Below are 15,749 nucleotides of genomic sequence, written 5' to 3'. Positions count from 1 at the left end.
GTCTTGTCCTCAATCCGCCATCACGAACAGGCTTTCGCCAAACCACTCATCGACGCCCGTCTTCGTGCCTTCGATCTGAACCGCAGCCGACGTTGTCGACGGGATGCTGTCGAAAACTGCCGTCAATCGGCGGCGCAGTGGATTGTCCGGATCTTGCCAGGTGCTTGTCGCAAAGGCGTCTCGCGTGACACCGCCGGAAATCAGCTTGACGACGGCCGTGTGCTCGGCGTTAACCCAGCGATCAATCGTCAGATCGACCGTGACCTTCGTCGTTGTGACCCCGAAGTTGATGACCTCGGTCAATGCGCGGATGTCGCCACGGGTACGCCCCGTTTCACCGCGCGCCTTGTTGTCGAGCACGATGGCCGGGGCAAGGTCCGTGGTTCCGACCATGACCAGCCTGAGCCGGATCAGCGGCGGCAAGCCATAGAGGATGTCAGCATTCTCGGGGCTGAGGTCATACCATTCGGTATCGCCCTGCGGCTGCCACTGCCAGATCTGGCTTGTCCCTGATGGTGCCCAGCCGGCCGCTACAAGCCGCAGATAGGACATGCCAGCATCAAGCGTCAGTGCGTCGAACTCAACGACCGTGCGGGTCGATGCGAACTTTGCGCCGAGGATGTCAAATTCCAGATCCTCGGTGGCCGAGCCCTGCGCCCAGATGCCGTCCGTGATCTGGAACAGCGAGCCCTGCGCGAACTTGTTCTCCGACACGAAGGCAATCTGGTGATTGCCGGTGGTGGTCAGGAAAAAAGCATATCGCTTGCCCGGTTCCAGCAGCATCGGGCGGAAGCCGAAGCGCACCTTGCCGACAGACAGATTGGCTCGGGTCACGGTCGCCCGCTCCAAGACGCGATCGGTGCGCGGGGCACCGTCGTCGCCCACCTCACAGACGCAGACATGCACATCGCCGTCCGTGCCCACGCGGGTAAAGCGCAGGTTGAGGCCGGTCATAATCATGGCCTGGCTGTTCAGGAAGGTCTGGCCGTAGACCGAACCGTTAAGGCCGAATGTCTCCGTAACGTAATCCCAATAGACCTCAGTCCATGTGGAGACGGACACCGACTGCACGTCGTAATTCTTGTGGCCGGTAGAGGCCGGGTCGGCATTCCATGCGCCGCCGACGCCGCTCGAAGACTGGCCAACGACCTGGAATGTTTCGCCAGCAACCGCGAGTGTTGCCCCGGCCCTCGCGTCGGCAAGCCCCGCCGCCGCCCAATCCTGCTGGTTCTGGCAGACCTGAACGATCGGCCCATAAGACACGGACGATCGCGAGATTTCGCGCCGGATCGCCGTGACTTCCGTGTGGACCAACTGCGATATGTTCTTCGAGCCCGTGCCGCCGGAGACCGAGAGCTTTACCTCTTCCGTCCACTTCGGCAGCATCAGATTGTTGGTGATGGTCACATCCGGGTTGGCCGGGTTGGCAAGCGCCAACTGGCTATCGCGGAAATTGGCGAACTGGAACCGGATGCCTTCGGCAATGCGGGCAAGCCACAGACTGTTGTCGGTGTCCCATCCATCCTTGACCAGCGCCGGGTCGTAGTATTGCGCACGCGGCTCATTCTCGAACACGCGCAGCAATCGCTTGATGGCCGAGATGTCGAGCCGGACCTGATTGAAGATCTCTGGTCGAACCGCCTCACGCTGCTTTGCCGAGATGGCCGACAAGTCGGTGCGCAGCGATGCCGCCACCTGCTCGATCGAATCCATGCGGGCTTCGAGGATCGTCACCCGCCCTTCGACTTCGTGAAGCGTCTTGACCCGGTGCGGGGTGTGCATCTCGATCGACTGAATGCCGGTCTGTGACAGCAGCACCCAGGCAACGATGCACTCGCCGGCGGCCACAGTAGGCTTCAGCGGCGTCGGACCGGGGATACCTGATTGCGGAACACACTGGACGGTCAACTTCTCCGTTTTCGGTACGACTTGGTTGACGGTCGCGCCGGTATCAGCATCGACACGGACGTTGCGCAGCGCCGTTTCAGTTTCCGTGGCGCCGCGAAGAAGCAGCGCCACCCAGACGGTATCCCCAAGAACCAACGGCAGGCGCTCCGTCAGGTCGAGCGAGAACGCCTCGTCCAGGTCATAAAGCTTGTCGTTGATAAACAGCCGGCCCGGGTTGATGACGGCCGTCACCGCCGATCCCTCGCTCACCGTCACCGTCGCATAGTGGTTGGGGTAGCCGATGGCGTCCCCTACGATGTTCCCGGTCGTTTCCTTGGCGTGAATCCCGACGTCCGTCAGATCAGGAGACGTGATCTTTTCGTTCAGGTTGAAAATCTTGCGCTTGCTCAAAGCTTCGTCCTCGCAATGTATTGGCCGGCGGTATATCCGCCGCCTGCGGTCAGGCCGTCGCCGGCTGTGATGACGCGGAAGGTCGTGAAGTCGACCAGGATTTCATTGTGTTCGGCCTTGGCCGCGCGCAACGCCGCAAGGCATCGGTCATAAGGCTCGGTGATCGGCGCCTCTGCGAATGCCTCGCCTTCATAGCCCTGGTCGGCATAGGTGCCCTCAGCATCCAGCACCTCGACGCCGACCAGATAAGTCGCAAGGAACGGCGGGTGGTCGATGATGGCGGAATCGCAGAAGGCATCGTCGGCAAAGGCCGGCGCGGGATAGGAGACCGCATCGACAACGGTGCCGTCGACAAGCGCAAGATACCGGATCGCTCCGCCGCGCGTCGTCTTCAGTGCCGCAAGCTCGCCGTCGTATAGCTCAGACAATCCAGCCGCCTGGGCGATCGCCTCACGCTTGCGCGCAAGTGGCCAGTCGTCAAACCAGAGGTCTAGGCTGGCATTGGCACCAAGCCACGCCAGCAGATCTTCCCGCGTGGTGTAAGGGTCGAAAAGCTCCGCATAGGGCACCGGCAATGTGTCGGACATGCCGGCCGCAATCGCGCGCTCGAATGGCCCAGAAGATGGCGGGAGGATTGCTTTGACGTCAGACATGGCGCACCGCCAATTCATAGCGAGCGCCAGCCTTGATGATGACTGGTTTGTCAAACCTGGCCAACAGTTGTCCATCGGTCTCAACACAAGGAGCACTAGCGACGGTCACACCGTCCTCAAGCAGATCGAAGAACAACGATTCCGGCGCATTGCCGCGCCTGGTAATGAGAGCGGATGCGGAGGTGATGACCTTTTGAGAAGGTGCTAGCTCAGACATCACCGCACCTCAACCGTGACTTCCACAGCCGTCATGACCGGGATTTTGTAAGGGTCAGGCTCGATCAGCACCGGAGCGAGATCACGAACCTTGATGATATTGGGGCCGTAGGCAGCACCAGCCAGAAACCCTGCGGGGATCTCGCCACCGATCAGCAGACGGTCCTTGGCAGCAGCATTGACGCGAGCGAGGGCTTCCTGCCTGATAAGCTCCGGCGCGGGGCCGAACTGCGGAACCTCGACCACCAGCGACACGGCATATTCAACACGCACCGCACCGAGCACCGTAATTGCCACGCCCTCCGGCGCGCGGTTGATGTCAGTCACGGCATTGCGCACTGTCAGGATCTGCTCCGTCGTTGGGACAGCGCCACCGGGGCCGGTAATGACAAGATCAATGTCGCCGCGCCGGCCGTGCACCGCATAGCCATTCACGCGGGCATCGAGCATTCCAGACACGTCGCTGACGTGCGGCCAAGCCGTCCAGGCGTCGAACAGATATCGTCCTGCAGATCCCGCCGCCGGAACGTCGAAAGACAAGAGATACCGCCGCAACAGGCCGGTATCGCTTTCCATAATTGCAGCCGCAGTAGACGTCGCCGCGACGATGGTCTGCCGCTCGATGTTGCGGCCGGCGGCGATGGCGTCGAGATTGCTGCCGCGTGCACGCGCCGCCAGCAGGGCCTCGAAGACGTCGTTGACCCGCTGGCGATCGTAAAGCCTGAGGTTCGACCAGGTGCGCAGCTCGATGATGACGGGATCGGTCTGCAGCATCTCTACGCTATAGGCCGGCAGAGACGGATCAAGCGCGCGCGCACTGGCATAATCGGCAACGAACCGGTCGATGGCGCCCTGCAGCAGCACGTCGAACGACAGTGGCTCGATTGCGGTCGGCGCCGGCAGCCGGGAGAGATCGATGGCGGTCGGAGCAGAGGTCATGAGCGCACTCCGACGCGCCGGGGATCGAGCGCAAGTGACACGGCCAGGTCATAGTTTCCGAACCGCCCTTCAGGATAGTAGAGCCCGCCATGGCGCAGACCGAGCGCACCGCCATCGGTCAACCTCACCAGCTGTACCTGGCGGATTTCGTATTCGGGCTCAGAACGGGCAAACGCAGCGGCGATATCGGTGTAGATGCTGAGTGCGAGCGCCGGCGTCAGATCTTCCGAAAGGTAGGATCTGAGATCCATCCCGAAATCCAGAAGCATCGGCATGGTATCGAGGCGGGTGTCGATGATCTTGCCCAGCGACTGCGCAAGATGGCGCGGACCGGAGATCATCTCCCCGGTGCGCTGATCTCGTCCAGTCCTGTAGCGGATCTCTCCCGCCATCTTCAAACCCCCTTCAAAGCTCACTTATCGGCGTCTTCAGAGCCCTTGACGGCAAGCGCCGGCCGGATGTGCTGGGCCAGCAGCTCGCCGCGTGCCTGCTCTTCCGACAGCGTGATCGTCTGCCCCTTTTCGACGCGCCGCCCGGCGACATGGCTGGGCGCAGCCTCATTGACGATGTAATCCTCAAGGCCTGCCGGCAGCGGGCTGACAGGTGCGGCACCTGAGGATGCGGAGGCCGAGGCTGGGCGTTTCGGTGTCTTGACCAAGGTCTTTCTCCTTTAAACGGGGCCGCCGGGGATGCCGGGCGGTGCAGATACGTGGCCGTGGGTATCGCCCACGTTCTTTTCGTTGTGCCGGAAGGTGCCGTCGCGCGCCTGGAAATCACCCTTGATCTCTACCGGACCTTCAAAGAGGAAGCCGTCGGTTGCGACCAGGTGAAACTTGCCGGACTTCCGCTTCATCACGGTTTCGTCGCTGGCATCGGATGGCGACGGGTTGTCCTGATCGAAGCTGCCGGGGACGACGAACGAACCGGAGCCAATTGTTCCGGACATGGACACCATGACCATTTGCTCATTTTGCTGTGGCTCGCTGTGGATCGAGAACACACCAACACCTGCCTCCTGCCAGCGCACCCAGGGGCCGAGCACGTCCTCACCCTTGGAGTTGGTACCGAACTTAAGGCGCAGCTTCCGCTTTTCCCGATCGACTGCAGCGACCTTGCCGGTCAGCACGGTCTGGGCAAGCCGACGCTCGGCCGCTTCGATCCGGGCCACCTGGCGGCGCAGCTCAAGGGCGACGGGATCACGCATCGTCATCCACCTCGCGGGCCGGGATGAAACGTGCCATTTGCTCGATCGAGGCAGGATCATCATAGAGGATCAGGCCGCTTTCCTCGTCATAGCGGCCGGCATCATCAGGGAACACGCTCATCCCCTGGTCGGCCATGATCTGTGTCCAGGTCACCGTGTAATAGGCCACGCCCTGCGACTGATCCTTGATCGTGAAGAGGGGTTTAAGCTCAGCGGGCGGCGTCGTCTCAGGTGGGAAAACGCCGGTGCGTCCCCAGAGCGAGGTTTCGAGGTCGGCGAGGATCTCCAAGACCCGCCCGCCGATCGCGAGACCCACGGCTTCCTTCTCGACGCGCCTCGCGCCAACGACCTTGGCTTCGGCCACCACATAAGCGACCCATTCGATCACCAGCCAGAAGTGCCCGTCTGACTGCTGGCCGGTCTTGATCTTCGAGAAGCCGACGCCGATTCCGGGCGACTTGACGACGGTCTTGTTGATGAGTTCGGAGATATCGACCTTCCCCGGATGGGCCGTGACGGTCACGCCCGGATTGAGCGTGGCAAGCGTCGAGACGATCGCGGCCTGCAGCGGCCCGAGCGCATCGGTGGCGAGCAGCTGATCGAGGGGCTTCGGCGCGATCATTGCATCACTCCGAAGTGGTCGGTCACGACGTCGATGATCTCTTCGATGTTGTCATCGGAGAGGCCGACAAAGGGACGCGGCGGGATCGTGACTTTCTTCGCATGGATCACCTGGGCGTTGCCGCCGAGCGTGAACACGAGCGACTTGCCGTTCTTCGGCACGATCGTCATGCCCTCCTGGTGGACATGGGCATATTCCCAGGCAGCGCCCCATTCGGCCTGCTCAGCGGATGCCGTCCAGACCAGCGACGCCAGAAGATGCTGGCCGGTCTCCATCAGGATCGACGTGCGCTGCGTGTTGGGCAGCCAGGGCGTGCCATCGGGCGCGGTCTTTTCCTCTTCGATGCGCCGGCGCGTCTGGCTGTCGCCGAGCGCGCCGATCGCGGTCATCAGCTCGGAGGGTTCGAACTCGAAGATCGGGCGCAGCCGAACGAAGGCTGTGTCCAGCTCGGAAACGTCGATGGTGATGGAGGTGCTCATATGCTGCCCAACCGGTCTCGGGTGAACATGCGCTCCGGCGCCTGCAGCACGACTTCGTTCTGGCCGATGTCGCCGGCATCGATCGTGTCGCCACCGCCGGAAGGCGCGCTCGATGTCAGTGCCCCCTTGCCGGCCGCGATCTGTTCCAGCCGCTTGATGGTCTGGTCGTAGCGCTCCTTGATGTTCTCGGTCGATCGCGAGAAGTCGAGCGCGATCCGGTAGAAGGCCACGTCGATGCAGTAGAGCCGCAGAAGCGAAAGCGAATCGGCGTCGAGGCTGGCAAGCTCGGCCGGCGAATAGCGGCCGGCGAGGATACCGCGGATCTCGATCGAGGCGTCGAGCAGCCCCTTCTCGATGCGGAGATCATCGCGCAGGCCCGTCTGCTCATCGGCCGCCACCAGCGTGAGCTGATCGCGGAACCGGGCTTCGATATCTGCGATGGTGGCGTAGGGCTGCATGGCGTCCTCTTGAAAATTGGTGCCGGTCTCTCCCGGCTGTCACGTCCATTGTCAGACGTTGCAGGCACCGTGCGCGCGGGCCTCGCCTACGCGCAGCGATAACGTCGCGGTACCGATAGGCCTGCCAGCCAAGATAGACGATCGCGACGGTTGCGATGCCGAGACCCACGAGCGTGGCAATCTGATCGGGAGCGACAGCGGTGGGATCAACGGGTGCTGGCCCCGTGACCGCTCCCGCCACCTGGTCGCCGCCAGCCACACCCGCGCCGCCGGCCGTGGCAACGGAGCCTTGAGCGGCTTTCGAACGGGCATCGAGTTCGCGTTGAAGAGTGGCAAGCGTGGCCATCCCGACCTTGCCGTCGACTGTCAGGTCATGCGCCTTCTGGAAGAGCTCAACAGCGACGCGATCGATGGCTCCCGTGGGTGCGCCGGCATTGTAGCCAAGCTTCACCAGCGCCTTCTTGGCCTCTTCGATCTCAGCCGTGGTCAGTGAAACGACGATGGCCGCATACGCACCCGGCTTCGTCTGCTGAAAGCCGATGACCGAGCGTTCGATTTCGGCCGGGAAGCGACCGTCGAGCAGTAGGGTCGCCTCTTCACCCCGACGACGGGTCAGCCCAGGCAGAACCCGGCCGTTGCCCTTATTCCACATCAGCAGCCGGCGGCGGGTATCGACGGGATCATTCGCGAGGAAGGATTTGACCCAGGAGGCTGAGTGGATCTTGCCGGTGTTGTAATCGAAGCTCGTGCTGGCATCGAGCGCGTGCTGGCTGCAGCTGTCGCCAAGAGCCTTCAGGACGCGCGGCAGATAGTTGCGCTTCAGCGCAAGGTCGACGAGGCGATCGTTCTCTTCCTCGGTGATGACCATACCGGGCTTGACGATGATGACGCCAGACGCCGTCGTCAGGCCCGCGCCGATCGTCCAGATGCCGGCCGGGCAGCGATAGGCCTTCTTCACCACACCCTCGTGAGCGTAGAGGAACTTCCGCCCCTTCGGGCTCACAGAACGTGTCATGATTGGCTCCAGAAATGCGAACGGCCGAGGGGCGGTGATCTGGAGCGACTATGCAATCAAGGGGGGATTTGCGGGGCTGACAGCTGTCAGCCGGTCAGAAGAGACTGCCTTGGGCGTCGTCGTCTTCGTCTGCTTTCATGCGCCAAATTGTGCGCTCGTGCAAGCCCGAGATGCGGGCGGCTTCTCGGACGCTCACGCCTCTCGCCAGTGCCGTGCGCGCCTGCCGGCGTGCAGCTTTGAGGACCGCCGCAGGTCCTTTCGGAATAACCTCGTGCTGCACGCCTCGCAGCTTTCCATCCGGATCGAGTGTCGCCAGTCCCTGGCAAATCTTGTCGGCCGTCTCGAAGCCGACAAGTTCTGTCAGCCAGTGTCCTGCAACAGCGCGCGGAGGAATGGAAACACGCGTACCACCGTGGCTACGAGCAATCTCATAGGCGACGTCGGTACCAGCGATATCGGCAATGTCCGCGAGGATTCCTGGAAGGCTAGTCATGTTCGCCCCGCAATCCCAAGCCTAAGCTCGATTTCAATCTGCCGGGCGGTAAGGACGCGCAACTGCTCTTCCCGGTGAATGCGGGTGCGGGCAGGCGCGCATAAGTCTCGCCTTCGTGCTCGAACAGCTCGTGACCGTCGCCCTTGAACTCTTCAATGAGGATGGTGCGGATGCGCTCCCGGCGGGTGAACTCGGTCATGCTTCACCTGCCTTTCTGGCTGCTCGCGCTTCCGCACAGGCTGCGCGCTCTTCTGCAGACTTCATCTGCGGCCTGTGCGGATTGACCGTGACCTTAGCGCGATGGCCGATTGACGGGTTGGACGCTGTGCCTACCGGCAGCTGCCCGGTCACCGGCACAGCGTCCTCGCCATCGCACTCCGCTGTCCGGATCTGGTTACCGGGAGGCGTTGGCATCTGAGAATCGAAGGTTTTATTGAGCGCTCGGACGGCCACATAACTCGGCGCCGGGCACGGTGTGCCGATGACAATCTGACCGTTGGCCGTCTGCAACTCGCTGCCGCAGGCGAAAGTGGCCGAGGCGAAGGCGACGCCGCCGCCTCCGCTCGTGATCTGGCTTCCACAAATCGGGCAGTTGCTCTGTGCAACGAGGGTAATGACGGCCGAGGTCATGGAAAAATCGCCCCTGCCATCAATACTGCGACGAGCAGAAACCAGCCCCAGCTGGGCTTGTCGGTGACGACAAGGAAGCCCGCGATCAAGATGGCGGCGAAGACGACAAGCATGCCAAGGATTTTCAGAGTATTGATATCCATCGCCCCGCCCTCACGCCTTGGCGAGGTCGATCGTGATGGCTGACCAGCCGTCCTCGATCGACTCGCGGGTGTAGAAGCGGACGTACTCTTTCGAGCCGGTGACCCTAATCGACGACCGGATCGCGTCCATCGCCCGGTTCCAACGATCGTCCGCGATCTCCAGCCGAAGCAGCATGAACAGCTCCGACTTATTGATCTGGCCTTCTTTGTCGGTATTGAAAGCCCGTGTGACGATCGACTGGATCTCCGGCCGGCTGTCGGCCGACCATTCATTCAGGCATTCATCGATCAGAGCCTTCGCGATCTGCAACTGAGGACCAAACGCGATCTGATCGGCAACCTGCACCTGGACGCGCATCAGGCCATCGAAGCTGGAGTAGGTTTTGTTGCCCTTCTTGCCTCCGACTGTCGCACCATACTCTTGGGCAATCAGCTGATCGAAGGCGGTGATATCGGCCATGGTATGATCGCGGAAACGCGTGATCTGAGCGCTGAGGTCGCGCGCAAAGCCAATGATCTTGCGGACCATCTCGTCTTCGAGCTTGTCTTCAGCCTTGATGTTCACGACGGGAACGAGGTGACCCTTGGAGTCGTGCATGTATTCGCGGCCGGTCACTACGACCACACCGGCTTCTGGCTTTTCTTCAATGATGACGGCTTCCATGATCAGGACACCTTGTGCTTGAGGTAGGACGTGCGCAGCCGCAGGAGGGAATCATGCAGGCGCTTGCGGGCTTCCTTCTCGCCGGCGGTACCGCTGGCGAGCTGTTGGTGATCGAAGGCGGCGACGACCTGTTCGACGCGCTGCATGACAAAGAAGGTGCGGCTCTTCTTGCTGCCGCTCTTCGGATTGGTGCTAGCGCCGACCAGTGTGGTGGAGACGCCGGCCCCGACCTGATCGATGATGCGATCAAGCGGGATGCGGACTTCAGCAAGGACGAGGATGTGATCGTCGGTCATGCCGCATCACCTCCGTCGGGGCTGTGCTCAATGGTCCGCAGACGCGTCGGCAGCCGGATGACATTGCCACCGATCTGATCGAGGCCATTGGTCACGCGAACACTACGGCGACCGATGTCAATGCGTGACATCTCTATCTGGATAGCCAACTCCTGCTCGGTATTGGCGGCGACCTCCTGGATGGTGCGCAGGTTCCTGATCAGCGTGTCCACCGCCTTCGGAGCAAGGATCATACCGGTCTCGCGGTGGGGCCAGAACGCCTGGATGACATTTCCAATAAGGTCTGAAGCGAAGGGATCGGTCATCATGATTTCGCTCCTTTCCGGAAGCTGGGCCGCACCACGTTGTCGCCCCCCGGCGCGCGCAGCGCCTTGATCTGGTCGGCAGTCTCGCGGTCAAGGCTCGACCGGATCTCGCGTCCAGCTTCCATGTCACGGAGAAGGCGGACTTCAAGTTCGAGGTTGGCGGCAAGGGAGTGCGAAGCGCGCAGAATGTCTATGAGCCGTTCGAACTCGCCTGCATCCAGAGTGACCGAAGCTCCGACAGCGGGGACGCATTCAAAATCGGACACAAGGAGAGCAAGGGTTTCGCTAAGGTTATGAGGCGCGTTGCTCATGAAATGTCTCCCATGTCGCGGTTGCGCCAGGCGGCATTCAGGTAGCTGAGGTTAAGCTCCTCGCCGTTTCCGAGCGCTGCCATCATCGCGGCTTTGATCGTCCTGTCGATGTTTCGCAGGGCACCGGGTTTCGTCGCGATATTGTGCAGGAAGCGCACGCAATCATGATCGGTGATACCCCAGGCGGAAATCAGCATGGCGGCGTCGTGCACGGGGTCACGCTCCCGTTTCAGACGGCGGTCAAAGCGTGTCGCCACCTGGGCGCGGCTTGCGACCGATCCCTTGTCCTTCACGAAGGAAACGGCTGTATCCTCGTTGCCGATAAGGGCGACGCCGCATTTGTTGATGTCCACGAAATGGCGGATTTGGTTGACTGCGTCCGGCACAAGGTTCTGCGCCTCGTCTATGATGAGAAGCGTGCCGTCGCCCAGGCGCTGCAACTTCCTGCCGATCGCCCTGACCAGCTTGGTCGGGTTGTTTTCCTGAACGTCAAGTTCGGCGGCAAGCTCGATGAGCATCGCGTGCACGGTTTTGGTGTGCGGGCTGATCGTGGCGATCCAGGCATGAGGGCGGGTATTGCAGAAATGCCGCGCAGCCGTCGTCTTGCCGGAGCCGGAGGGCAGGGTGATTGCGGTGAAGCCTGCCGTGATCTGCGTGAACAGCAAAACATTATAGATGTCGGCCCCGACCATGGTCTTGACGAAGGTAGGCGAGACCGGAAGGCTTGCTGCGATGCTGGCGCTCTCTTCCAGCGCTTCCAGCCAGTTGCTGACCTGCTCGTTGATGTTGGCGAGAACCCCCGGATAGTTACCATTGGACCACTGCGAGAAGGTGCCGTCCTTGATGCCTGCGCGGCGGGCAACTTCGGCCTTGTTCCAGGAGTTTGCATTGGCCGCGTCGATGACGCGGCTCAAGAGCTTTCGCCATGTTTCGACATCCGGTTCCGGGTGGCGCTGAAGAAACTCAGGCGCGGGCGTCGGGAAAGTCCAGTTTTGCATTGTATTCTTCGGCTTTAGCATTTAAGGGTTCCTGTGCTTTTGATTGTCGGGCGGGTCACTTTGACCCGCCCTCTTTTTTTCGGTGGAACCGTACGCACTACTTCTCGGTTCTCGGTCTGCGCCCGAACGCACCACTTGTCGGGCGATCCCCTCTCGGGAATTCGATGATGGCGGCATCGCCACCTGCCACGCGGGCAAGCCCGCGGCTGAATGCGTCCTCGTACTGATGCTCGTCGACGGTCACCTCCGGCACCTCCACAACCTTGGTTGCGACAGGTGTGCGGGTGATCAGCCGTGTGACGACGGGCGCTGCAGGTTTCGGCTTTGCCGGCTTGCGGCTGCCGCTTCGGCCCGTCAGCTCCTTCAGTTCGAGATCGGACAGTTTGCGGGCACTGTTCAGCGCCGCCTGCTGGTCTTTCTTCTTGATGGCGCGGGCACGGGCGATTTCGCGCGCGGCGTCGGCGCAATCGAAGCCGGTCTTGTCCACGCACTCGGCATCGCAGAGGAGCCGGCCGTCAGGTGCGTAGACCTTGACCGCGCCATGCAGGTCGGACGGATCGAACAGGACCTTGAGCTTCTTGCCGATCCAGTTGTTGAGCGCCGGGTGGAAGTACCGGTTGTCGAAGAGGTGGATCGCGCCGTCAGGCTTGCGGGCCGTCACATTGACGGCGGCGAGCATCCACAGCGCCCGCTGCGACGGGCTGGCAAAGCGCACATAGGTATTGGCGGGGTTCGCAACACTCTCGGCGAATACCGCGTCGAAGCTCCGGCCCTTGGCCGTCTCGGTCTTGCGACCGGTCCTGGCATTGTGCTCCTCGATGCACATCGCCACATGCCGCTCAAGCTCGTCGATTGGGACTGCCCGTGAGCCGTAGTTGTCCGGCTTGTGCTGCGTGCTGCGGCCCGTATAGCAACCGGCCATGGCCGGATGCTTGGCGATGTTCTCGGCAAGGTCACCCCATCCGCGCTCGATCGGCTTTGACTGGCCGGAATAGGGATTGACGAAGCGGGCATCAATTCCGAGCGTCTTCAAGAGCCCCGCCACCTCGTCTTCGGTGATCTTGAACCGGTTGCGGCGCTTGGCCTTGCCGGAGATCATCTTCGAGGCAAAGGCGCGGCCGTTGTCCATGTAGATGCGGTCGGGAATGCCATGGGTCTCGACCATGTTGCCGATAACAGTGCGCACCGCTTCCCAGGTTTCGGCCTCGCACAGCACCCAGGAGAGGATCTTGCGCGAATAGATGTCCTGGATCGCCATCAGATAGACGCGGCCCCACTTCTCACGGCCCGGAAAGGAGACATGCAGGTCGAGCTTGTGACCGTCGGTGTTGACCATCTGCATCGCGTGGAGATGGGCGACCGAGCGCCGCAGGGCCGGAATGAGCCTCTTGGCGGCTTCCTTGCCCTTGCGCGCAAGTTCCTGCACTGCTTTGGGGATCTGAATGTCGATCCGGCGGCGAAGCGTCCGCTCATGCGGGATCGGTTCCCAGCCCTTCCGCTTGGCCACTTCCTCCATGCGCCGGTAGCATGCGGCAAAGGCCGGGCCTTCCGGGCGCAGGTAATCCGAAACCAGCATGTCCCAGGCGTCGGGATGCACAGGGGCGAGATCGGCGACGACACCTTCGGCAATCTTCGATGAGGATGGAGCAAGGGCCGCAAGCCAGTCCTGCCGGGCATGACCTTCGACCAAAGACTGCCACTGGTAGTAAGTGGAGACGGAGATATCGGCCTTGCGGCTGACATGCTTGATCGCGTCGAGCGCCCTGATGCCGGACTTTTTCATGTCCTCGACAGAGCAGATGATCGCAAGTCGCTCCTTACAGACGGTCTTTTGTGTCTCCGTCAGCGCCTCGTATTTGCGCCACAAAAGCGCGGAGCGGTCGCCGTCACCGCCGACAGGGGCCGAATGCAGGAAAGCAAGCTTCTGCCGGGCTGGATCGGGCAAAAGTGAGATATGATATTCGAAGCCACCGCCGCCTTCGCGACCCTCGCGCTTGCGCACTTTGCCAATGGCCCGCCACCCATGGCGGATGATGTATTTGTCATAGCCCTTGATCGTCCAGGGCATGTCGGGAAGCTTGGCTTCCGCCAGATCGGAAAGGGTGAACCACTCTTTCATGCTTCACCTCCCTTCGAACGGGAAACCATGTAGGCGCGGATATCGGCCTCGTGCTCGCGGCAGAACATCAAGGTTGCCCGGATCGCGTAGGCGCGCTCCATCAGCATGTCGGCTTCCGCCTGGCGCATCTTGCCGGTGCGCACCTGCTCGGGATAAACCCGCTGGCGCATGGCAATCTCGCGGTCTATTTCGGCGATCTGTCCGATGATCGAAATCTTCTTCACCTCAGGTCTCCCTTGCGGCGAATGGTGACCGGGGTTGAGGTCAGGCGGTTGAGCTCGCGTGTCAGCGCCCGTTGCTCCTGGCGCAGACGCGCGATTTCCGCGAGCCGCGCCTCGTCGCCCTCAAGCAAAAGCAGCCCGTCATCCGACAGCACGACATCCCATAGCCAGCTTGCCCCGGTGGCGCGCACAAAGGCCTTGAACCTGACGAGACTGATATCGTGGCCGGTCTTGCTCTCGGCGGTATAGGCATCGAGAGCCCCCTTCGAGACGGCTTCAAGCCGCAGATAATGGGCCATGCGGGCCGCAATCGTCGGGCGGTCATGCGGGCATTCGCGAATGGCGCGTGCCATCTCCCGCTTGAGCCGCGAGCGGAAACGATCAAGGTCGATCTGTTCCTTGGCGGCGCGAACGGGGAAGACCGCCGAGGGCCAGAAATCGAATTGGGCAGGGTCGCGCTTCATTCTGCGGCCTCCAGGCTGGAGGAGCCGCGCATGTCGACAATGTGGTCGAGCACACGCCGGACCGTGGTCTCGTCGGCTTTGGCGAGGAGCGCGACAATTCTGTTGTAGGTCTCGTCCTGCAAGGCTGCGGCATTGAGCTGGACCTTCGGCTTCAGCCAGCTCCAGATGGTCTTGAGATCGGCGCCCTCGCGCAAACCGGCAGCAACGCGGCCCTGATCGTCGGCGGGCAGCTTGGCGAGCTTCAGCAGCTCCTTCTGGTCGTTCTCGGCTGGTGTGCCCCGTACCGCAGCACGAAGCGCAGGCGTCAGCTTCTGCCCAATCCGGGTCGCACGCTTATAAGTGTCGGGGCCAATACCAAGGCGCTCTTGAACGTGCCGAGACAGCTCCCGCCCAGGTGAAAACACCGAAAGTGCATCGTGCCCCTTCGGGAGATTTTTGCCGACCTTGAGGTTCCTCGTGCGATCAATCTTTCCGAACTTCTCCTCATAGACCTCGCGAAACTTCAGAACGAAGAGCGCGCGATCAAGGGGAGTGAGCTCGTTGCGGTAGATGTTCTCGGAAAGCTCGATCAGCTGCGCCTCGACAGCATCTGCAGAGACGACGATGACATCGATCTCTTCCCAGCCGTTCAACTCGGCCGCACGAAGGCGATGACCACCAGCCACCAGTGTTAGCGGGGTTTTACCGCCATTGGCAGCCGGTGTTGAGCGAACGGTGAGCGGGTTGATCAGCCCGCGATCCACCATGGATGCAGCGATGGCGGCGGCGTGATCCTCGTCGATCGGGCGAGCCCGTTCGCCGACATGGATCGAGGCAATCGAAACGGTCTTGAACGTTGCCATTTATGCCGCCTCCTCGTCGCGACGGGCGGCGTCCTGCAGCTCGGCCATGAACAGGTCCTTCGCCCGCGCCGAGATCCGCTGATAGGCCCGCTCGAACACGGGGTCGTGCATCCGCTCGTCGACGGTGCGAACAGCGCCCAGGATCGTGGTGCGCGCAACTGTCAGGATCATCACCAGTCGGCGGCGCGGGATTGAAAATTCGACATTCAGGATATGGATGGCGATCTGCCGGGCGAGCTTCGCATCGAACATCTCGCGCGGCGGCGCGATGATGTCGCGAATGGCGATGTGGTTGAAATGCGATCGGCTGGCGCGGTAGCAGGCCGAAATCATCGCCTGCAGCCGTTCGTCTTCTGAATAGGGATTAAGCATGGGGCCT

At 61.9% G+C, this 15,749-nt stretch carries 25 protein-coding genes; all 25 read right to left on the bottom strand.

Annotated elements, in window-relative coordinates; genetic code table 11:
* Positions 1-9: 9 nt before the first annotated feature.
* Entirely contained in the window at positions 10-2,298 is a 2,289-nt protein-coding gene (locus DOU54_RS20840) for a hypothetical protein (RefSeq protein ID WP_113731805.1), read from the bottom strand.
* Positions 2,295-2,951 (bottom strand): phage tail protein I, encoded by a 657-nt coding sequence (locus DOU54_RS20835; protein WP_193603437.1) that lies wholly within the window; start codon positions 2,949-2,951, stop codon positions 2,295-2,297. Before DOU54_RS20835 ends, DOU54_RS20840 begins: the two co-directional genes overlap by 4 nt.
* Positions 2,944-3,168 (bottom strand): hypothetical protein, encoded by a 225-nt coding sequence (locus tag DOU54_RS27580; protein WP_193603435.1) that lies wholly within the window; start codon positions 3,166-3,168, stop codon positions 2,944-2,946. The genes DOU54_RS20835 and DOU54_RS27580 overlap by 8 nt, the downstream gene beginning before the upstream one ends.
* Positions 3,168-4,106 carry a baseplate J/gp47 family protein gene (locus DOU54_RS20830; RefSeq protein ID WP_113731803.1) on the bottom strand — a complete coding sequence of 313 codons (939 nt, stop codon included), beginning with the start codon at positions 4,104-4,106 and terminating at the stop codon, positions 3,168-3,170. The genes DOU54_RS27580 and DOU54_RS20830 overlap by 1 nt, the downstream gene beginning before the upstream one ends.
* Positions 4,103-4,498, bottom strand: coding sequence for a GPW/gp25 family protein (locus tag DOU54_RS20825; protein WP_146617395.1), 396 nt, complete (start codon positions 4,496-4,498; stop codon positions 4,103-4,105). Before DOU54_RS20825 ends, DOU54_RS20830 begins: the two co-directional genes overlap by 4 nt.
* Before the next feature lie 20 nt (positions 4,499-4,518).
* Positions 4,519-4,764, bottom strand: coding sequence for a hypothetical protein (locus DOU54_RS20820; RefSeq protein ID WP_113731801.1), 246 nt, complete (start codon positions 4,762-4,764; stop codon positions 4,519-4,521).
* A 12-nt stretch (positions 4,765-4,776) separates the two neighbouring features.
* Positions 4,777-5,310 carry a phage baseplate assembly protein V gene (locus DOU54_RS20815; RefSeq protein WP_193603433.1) on the bottom strand — a complete coding sequence of 178 codons (534 nt, stop codon included), beginning with the start codon at positions 5,308-5,310 and terminating at the stop codon, positions 4,777-4,779.
* Positions 5,303-5,932, bottom strand: a complete 630-nt coding sequence (locus DOU54_RS20810) for a hypothetical protein (RefSeq protein WP_113731799.1) — start codon at positions 5,930-5,932, stop codon at positions 5,303-5,305. The genes DOU54_RS20815 and DOU54_RS20810 overlap by 8 nt, the downstream gene beginning before the upstream one ends.
* Positions 5,929-6,411: a phage virion morphogenesis protein gene (locus tag DOU54_RS20805; protein WP_113731798.1), complete on the bottom strand. Its 483-nt coding sequence runs from the start codon at positions 6,409-6,411 to the stop codon at positions 5,929-5,931. The genes DOU54_RS20810 and DOU54_RS20805 overlap by 4 nt, the downstream gene beginning before the upstream one ends.
* Positions 6,408-6,869 (bottom strand): gp436 family protein, encoded by a 462-nt coding sequence (locus tag DOU54_RS20800; protein WP_113731797.1) that lies wholly within the window; start codon positions 6,867-6,869, stop codon positions 6,408-6,410. The genes DOU54_RS20805 and DOU54_RS20800 overlap by 4 nt, the downstream gene beginning before the upstream one ends.
* Complete coding sequence (locus DOU54_RS20795; protein ID WP_113731796.1) at positions 6,796-7,884, bottom strand: glycoside hydrolase family protein; 1,089 nt, start codon at positions 7,882-7,884, stop codon at positions 6,796-6,798. Before DOU54_RS20795 ends, DOU54_RS20800 begins: the two co-directional genes overlap by 74 nt.
* Positions 7,885-7,978: 94 nt before the next feature.
* A complete protein-coding gene (locus DOU54_RS20790) occupies positions 7,979-8,377 on the bottom strand; it encodes a hypothetical protein (protein ID WP_113731795.1) in 399 nt (132 codons plus the stop codon).
* Positions 8,370-8,576, bottom strand: a complete 207-nt coding sequence (locus DOU54_RS20785; RefSeq protein ID WP_113731794.1) for a hypothetical protein — start codon at positions 8,574-8,576, stop codon at positions 8,370-8,372. The genes DOU54_RS20790 and DOU54_RS20785 overlap by 8 nt, the downstream gene beginning before the upstream one ends.
* Entirely contained in the window at positions 8,573-9,007 is a 435-nt protein-coding gene (locus tag DOU54_RS20780; protein ID WP_113731793.1) for a hypothetical protein, read from the bottom strand. Before DOU54_RS20780 ends, DOU54_RS20785 begins: the two co-directional genes overlap by 4 nt.
* Positions 9,004-9,150 carry a hypothetical protein gene (locus DOU54_RS27575; protein WP_193603431.1) on the bottom strand — a complete coding sequence of 49 codons (147 nt, stop codon included), beginning with the start codon at positions 9,148-9,150 and terminating at the stop codon, positions 9,004-9,006. Before DOU54_RS27575 ends, DOU54_RS20780 begins: the two co-directional genes overlap by 4 nt.
* Positions 9,151-9,160: 10 nt before the next feature.
* Positions 9,161-9,814, bottom strand: a complete 654-nt coding sequence (locus DOU54_RS20775) for a DUF3164 family protein (protein WP_113731792.1) — start codon at positions 9,812-9,814, stop codon at positions 9,161-9,163.
* Positions 9,815-9,816: 2 nt separating this feature from the next.
* The gene (locus tag DOU54_RS20770; protein WP_113731791.1) at positions 9,817-10,110 is read right to left on the bottom strand and encodes a hypothetical protein; all 294 of its coding nucleotides are present in this window, start codon (positions 10,108-10,110) and stop codon (positions 9,817-9,819) included.
* Complete coding sequence (locus DOU54_RS20765; RefSeq protein WP_113731790.1) at positions 10,107-10,418, bottom strand: hypothetical protein; 312 nt, start codon at positions 10,416-10,418, stop codon at positions 10,107-10,109. Before DOU54_RS20765 ends, DOU54_RS20770 begins: the two co-directional genes overlap by 4 nt.
* Complete coding sequence (locus tag DOU54_RS20760; protein ID WP_113731789.1) at positions 10,415-10,726, bottom strand: hypothetical protein; 312 nt, start codon at positions 10,724-10,726, stop codon at positions 10,415-10,417. Before DOU54_RS20760 ends, DOU54_RS20765 begins: the two co-directional genes overlap by 4 nt.
* Positions 10,723-11,724, bottom strand: coding sequence for an AAA family ATPase (locus DOU54_RS20755; protein ID WP_246754055.1), 1,002 nt, complete (start codon positions 11,722-11,724; stop codon positions 10,723-10,725). The genes DOU54_RS20760 and DOU54_RS20755 overlap by 4 nt, the downstream gene beginning before the upstream one ends.
* Positions 11,725-11,821: 97 nt before the next feature.
* Positions 11,822-13,843 (bottom strand): transposase domain-containing protein, encoded by a 2,022-nt coding sequence (locus DOU54_RS20750; protein ID WP_113731787.1) that lies wholly within the window; start codon positions 13,841-13,843, stop codon positions 11,822-11,824.
* Positions 13,840-14,067 (bottom strand): hypothetical protein, encoded by a 228-nt coding sequence (locus DOU54_RS20745; protein ID WP_113731786.1) that lies wholly within the window; start codon positions 14,065-14,067, stop codon positions 13,840-13,842. The genes DOU54_RS20750 and DOU54_RS20745 overlap by 4 nt, the downstream gene beginning before the upstream one ends.
* The gene (locus DOU54_RS20740) at positions 14,064-14,528 is read right to left on the bottom strand and encodes a hypothetical protein (protein WP_113731785.1); all 465 of its coding nucleotides are present in this window, start codon (positions 14,526-14,528) and stop codon (positions 14,064-14,066) included. Before DOU54_RS20740 ends, DOU54_RS20745 begins: the two co-directional genes overlap by 4 nt.
* On the bottom strand, positions 14,525-15,370 hold the full coding sequence (locus DOU54_RS20735) for a ParB N-terminal domain-containing protein (RefSeq protein WP_113731784.1): 846 nt from the start codon (positions 15,368-15,370) through the stop codon (positions 14,525-14,527). The genes DOU54_RS20740 and DOU54_RS20735 overlap by 4 nt, the downstream gene beginning before the upstream one ends.
* Positions 15,371-15,742 (bottom strand): hypothetical protein, encoded by a 372-nt coding sequence (locus DOU54_RS20730; RefSeq protein ID WP_113731783.1) that lies wholly within the window; start codon positions 15,740-15,742, stop codon positions 15,371-15,373.
* Positions 15,743-15,749 lie beyond the last annotated feature (7 nt).

Source organism: Agrobacterium sp. MS2, assembly GCF_003261015.1.
GTDB lineage: Bacteria > Pseudomonadota > Alphaproteobacteria > Rhizobiales > Rhizobiaceae > Agrobacterium > Agrobacterium pusense.
This window is presented reverse-complemented; position numbering and strand designations above follow the sequence as displayed.

What these genes read in the sequence shown, in the direction of transcription:
- DOU54_RS20760 (WP_113731789.1), bottom strand. Translation starts at nt 10,726, where the DNA reads ATGAGCAACGCGCCTCATAACCTTAGCGAAACCCTTGCTCTCCTTGTG.
- DOU54_RS20775 (WP_113731792.1), bottom strand. Translation starts at nt 9,814, where the DNA reads ATGGAAGCCGTCATCATTGAAGAAAAGCCAGAAGCCGGTGTGGTCGTA.
- DOU54_RS20755 (WP_246754055.1), bottom strand. Translation starts at nt 11,724, where the DNA reads ATGCAAAACTGGACTTTCCCGACGCCCGCGCCTGAGTTTCTTCAGCGC.
- DOU54_RS20735 (WP_113731784.1), bottom strand. Translation starts at nt 15,370, where the DNA reads ATGGCAACGTTCAAGACCGTTTCGATTGCCTCGATCCATGTCGGCGAA.
- DOU54_RS20800 (WP_113731797.1), bottom strand. Translation starts at nt 6,869, where the DNA reads ATGCAGCCCTACGCCACCATCGCAGATATCGAAGCCCGGTTCCGCGAT.
- DOU54_RS20795 (WP_113731796.1), bottom strand. Translation starts at nt 7,884, where the DNA reads ATGACACGTTCTGTGAGCCCGAAGGGGCGGAAGTTCCTCTACGCTCAC.
- DOU54_RS20815 (WP_193603433.1), bottom strand. Translation starts at nt 5,310, where the DNA reads ATGCGTGATCCCGTCGCCCTTGAGCTGCGCCGCCAGGTGGCCCGGATC.
- DOU54_RS20740 (WP_113731785.1), bottom strand. Translation starts at nt 14,528, where the DNA reads ATGAAGCGCGACCCTGCCCAATTCGATTTCTGGCCCTCGGCGGTCTTC.
- DOU54_RS20830 (WP_113731803.1), bottom strand. Translation starts at nt 4,106, where the DNA reads ATGACCTCTGCTCCGACCGCCATCGATCTCTCCCGGCTGCCGGCGCCG.
- DOU54_RS20770 (WP_113731791.1), bottom strand. Translation starts at nt 10,110, where the DNA reads ATGACCGACGATCACATCCTCGTCCTTGCTGAAGTCCGCATCCCGCTT.
- DOU54_RS20785 (WP_113731794.1), bottom strand. Translation starts at nt 8,576, where the DNA reads ATGACCGAGTTCACCCGCCGGGAGCGCATCCGCACCATCCTCATTGAA.
- DOU54_RS20765 (WP_113731790.1), bottom strand. Translation starts at nt 10,418, where the DNA reads ATGATGACCGATCCCTTCGCTTCAGACCTTATTGGAAATGTCATCCAG.
- DOU54_RS20805 (WP_113731798.1), bottom strand. Translation starts at nt 6,411, where the DNA reads ATGAGCACCTCCATCACCATCGACGTTTCCGAGCTGGACACAGCCTTC.
- DOU54_RS27575 (WP_193603431.1), bottom strand. Translation starts at nt 9,150, where the DNA reads ATGGATATCAATACTCTGAAAATCCTTGGCATGCTTGTCGTCTTCGCC.
- DOU54_RS20780 (WP_113731793.1), bottom strand. Translation starts at nt 9,007, where the DNA reads ATGACCTCGGCCGTCATTACCCTCGTTGCACAGAGCAACTGCCCGATT.
- DOU54_RS20730 (WP_113731783.1), bottom strand. Translation starts at nt 15,742, where the DNA reads ATGCTTAATCCCTATTCAGAAGACGAACGGCTGCAGGCGATGATTTCG.
- DOU54_RS27580 (WP_193603435.1), bottom strand. Translation starts at nt 3,168, where the DNA reads ATGTCTGAGCTAGCACCTTCTCAAAAGGTCATCACCTCCGCATCCGCT.
- DOU54_RS20810 (WP_113731799.1), bottom strand. Translation starts at nt 5,932, where the DNA reads ATGATCGCGCCGAAGCCCCTCGATCAGCTGCTCGCCACCGATGCGCTC.
- DOU54_RS20835 (WP_193603437.1), bottom strand. Translation starts at nt 2,951, where the DNA reads ATGTCTGACGTCAAAGCAATCCTCCCGCCATCTTCTGGGCCATTCGAG.
- DOU54_RS20750 (WP_113731787.1), bottom strand. Translation starts at nt 13,843, where the DNA reads ATGAAAGAGTGGTTCACCCTTTCCGATCTGGCGGAAGCCAAGCTTCCC.
- DOU54_RS20825 (WP_146617395.1), bottom strand. Translation starts at nt 4,498, where the DNA reads ATGGCGGGAGAGATCCGCTACAGGACTGGACGAGATCAGCGCACCGGG.
- DOU54_RS20790 (WP_113731795.1), bottom strand. Translation starts at nt 8,377, where the DNA reads ATGACTAGCCTTCCAGGAATCCTCGCGGACATTGCCGATATCGCTGGT.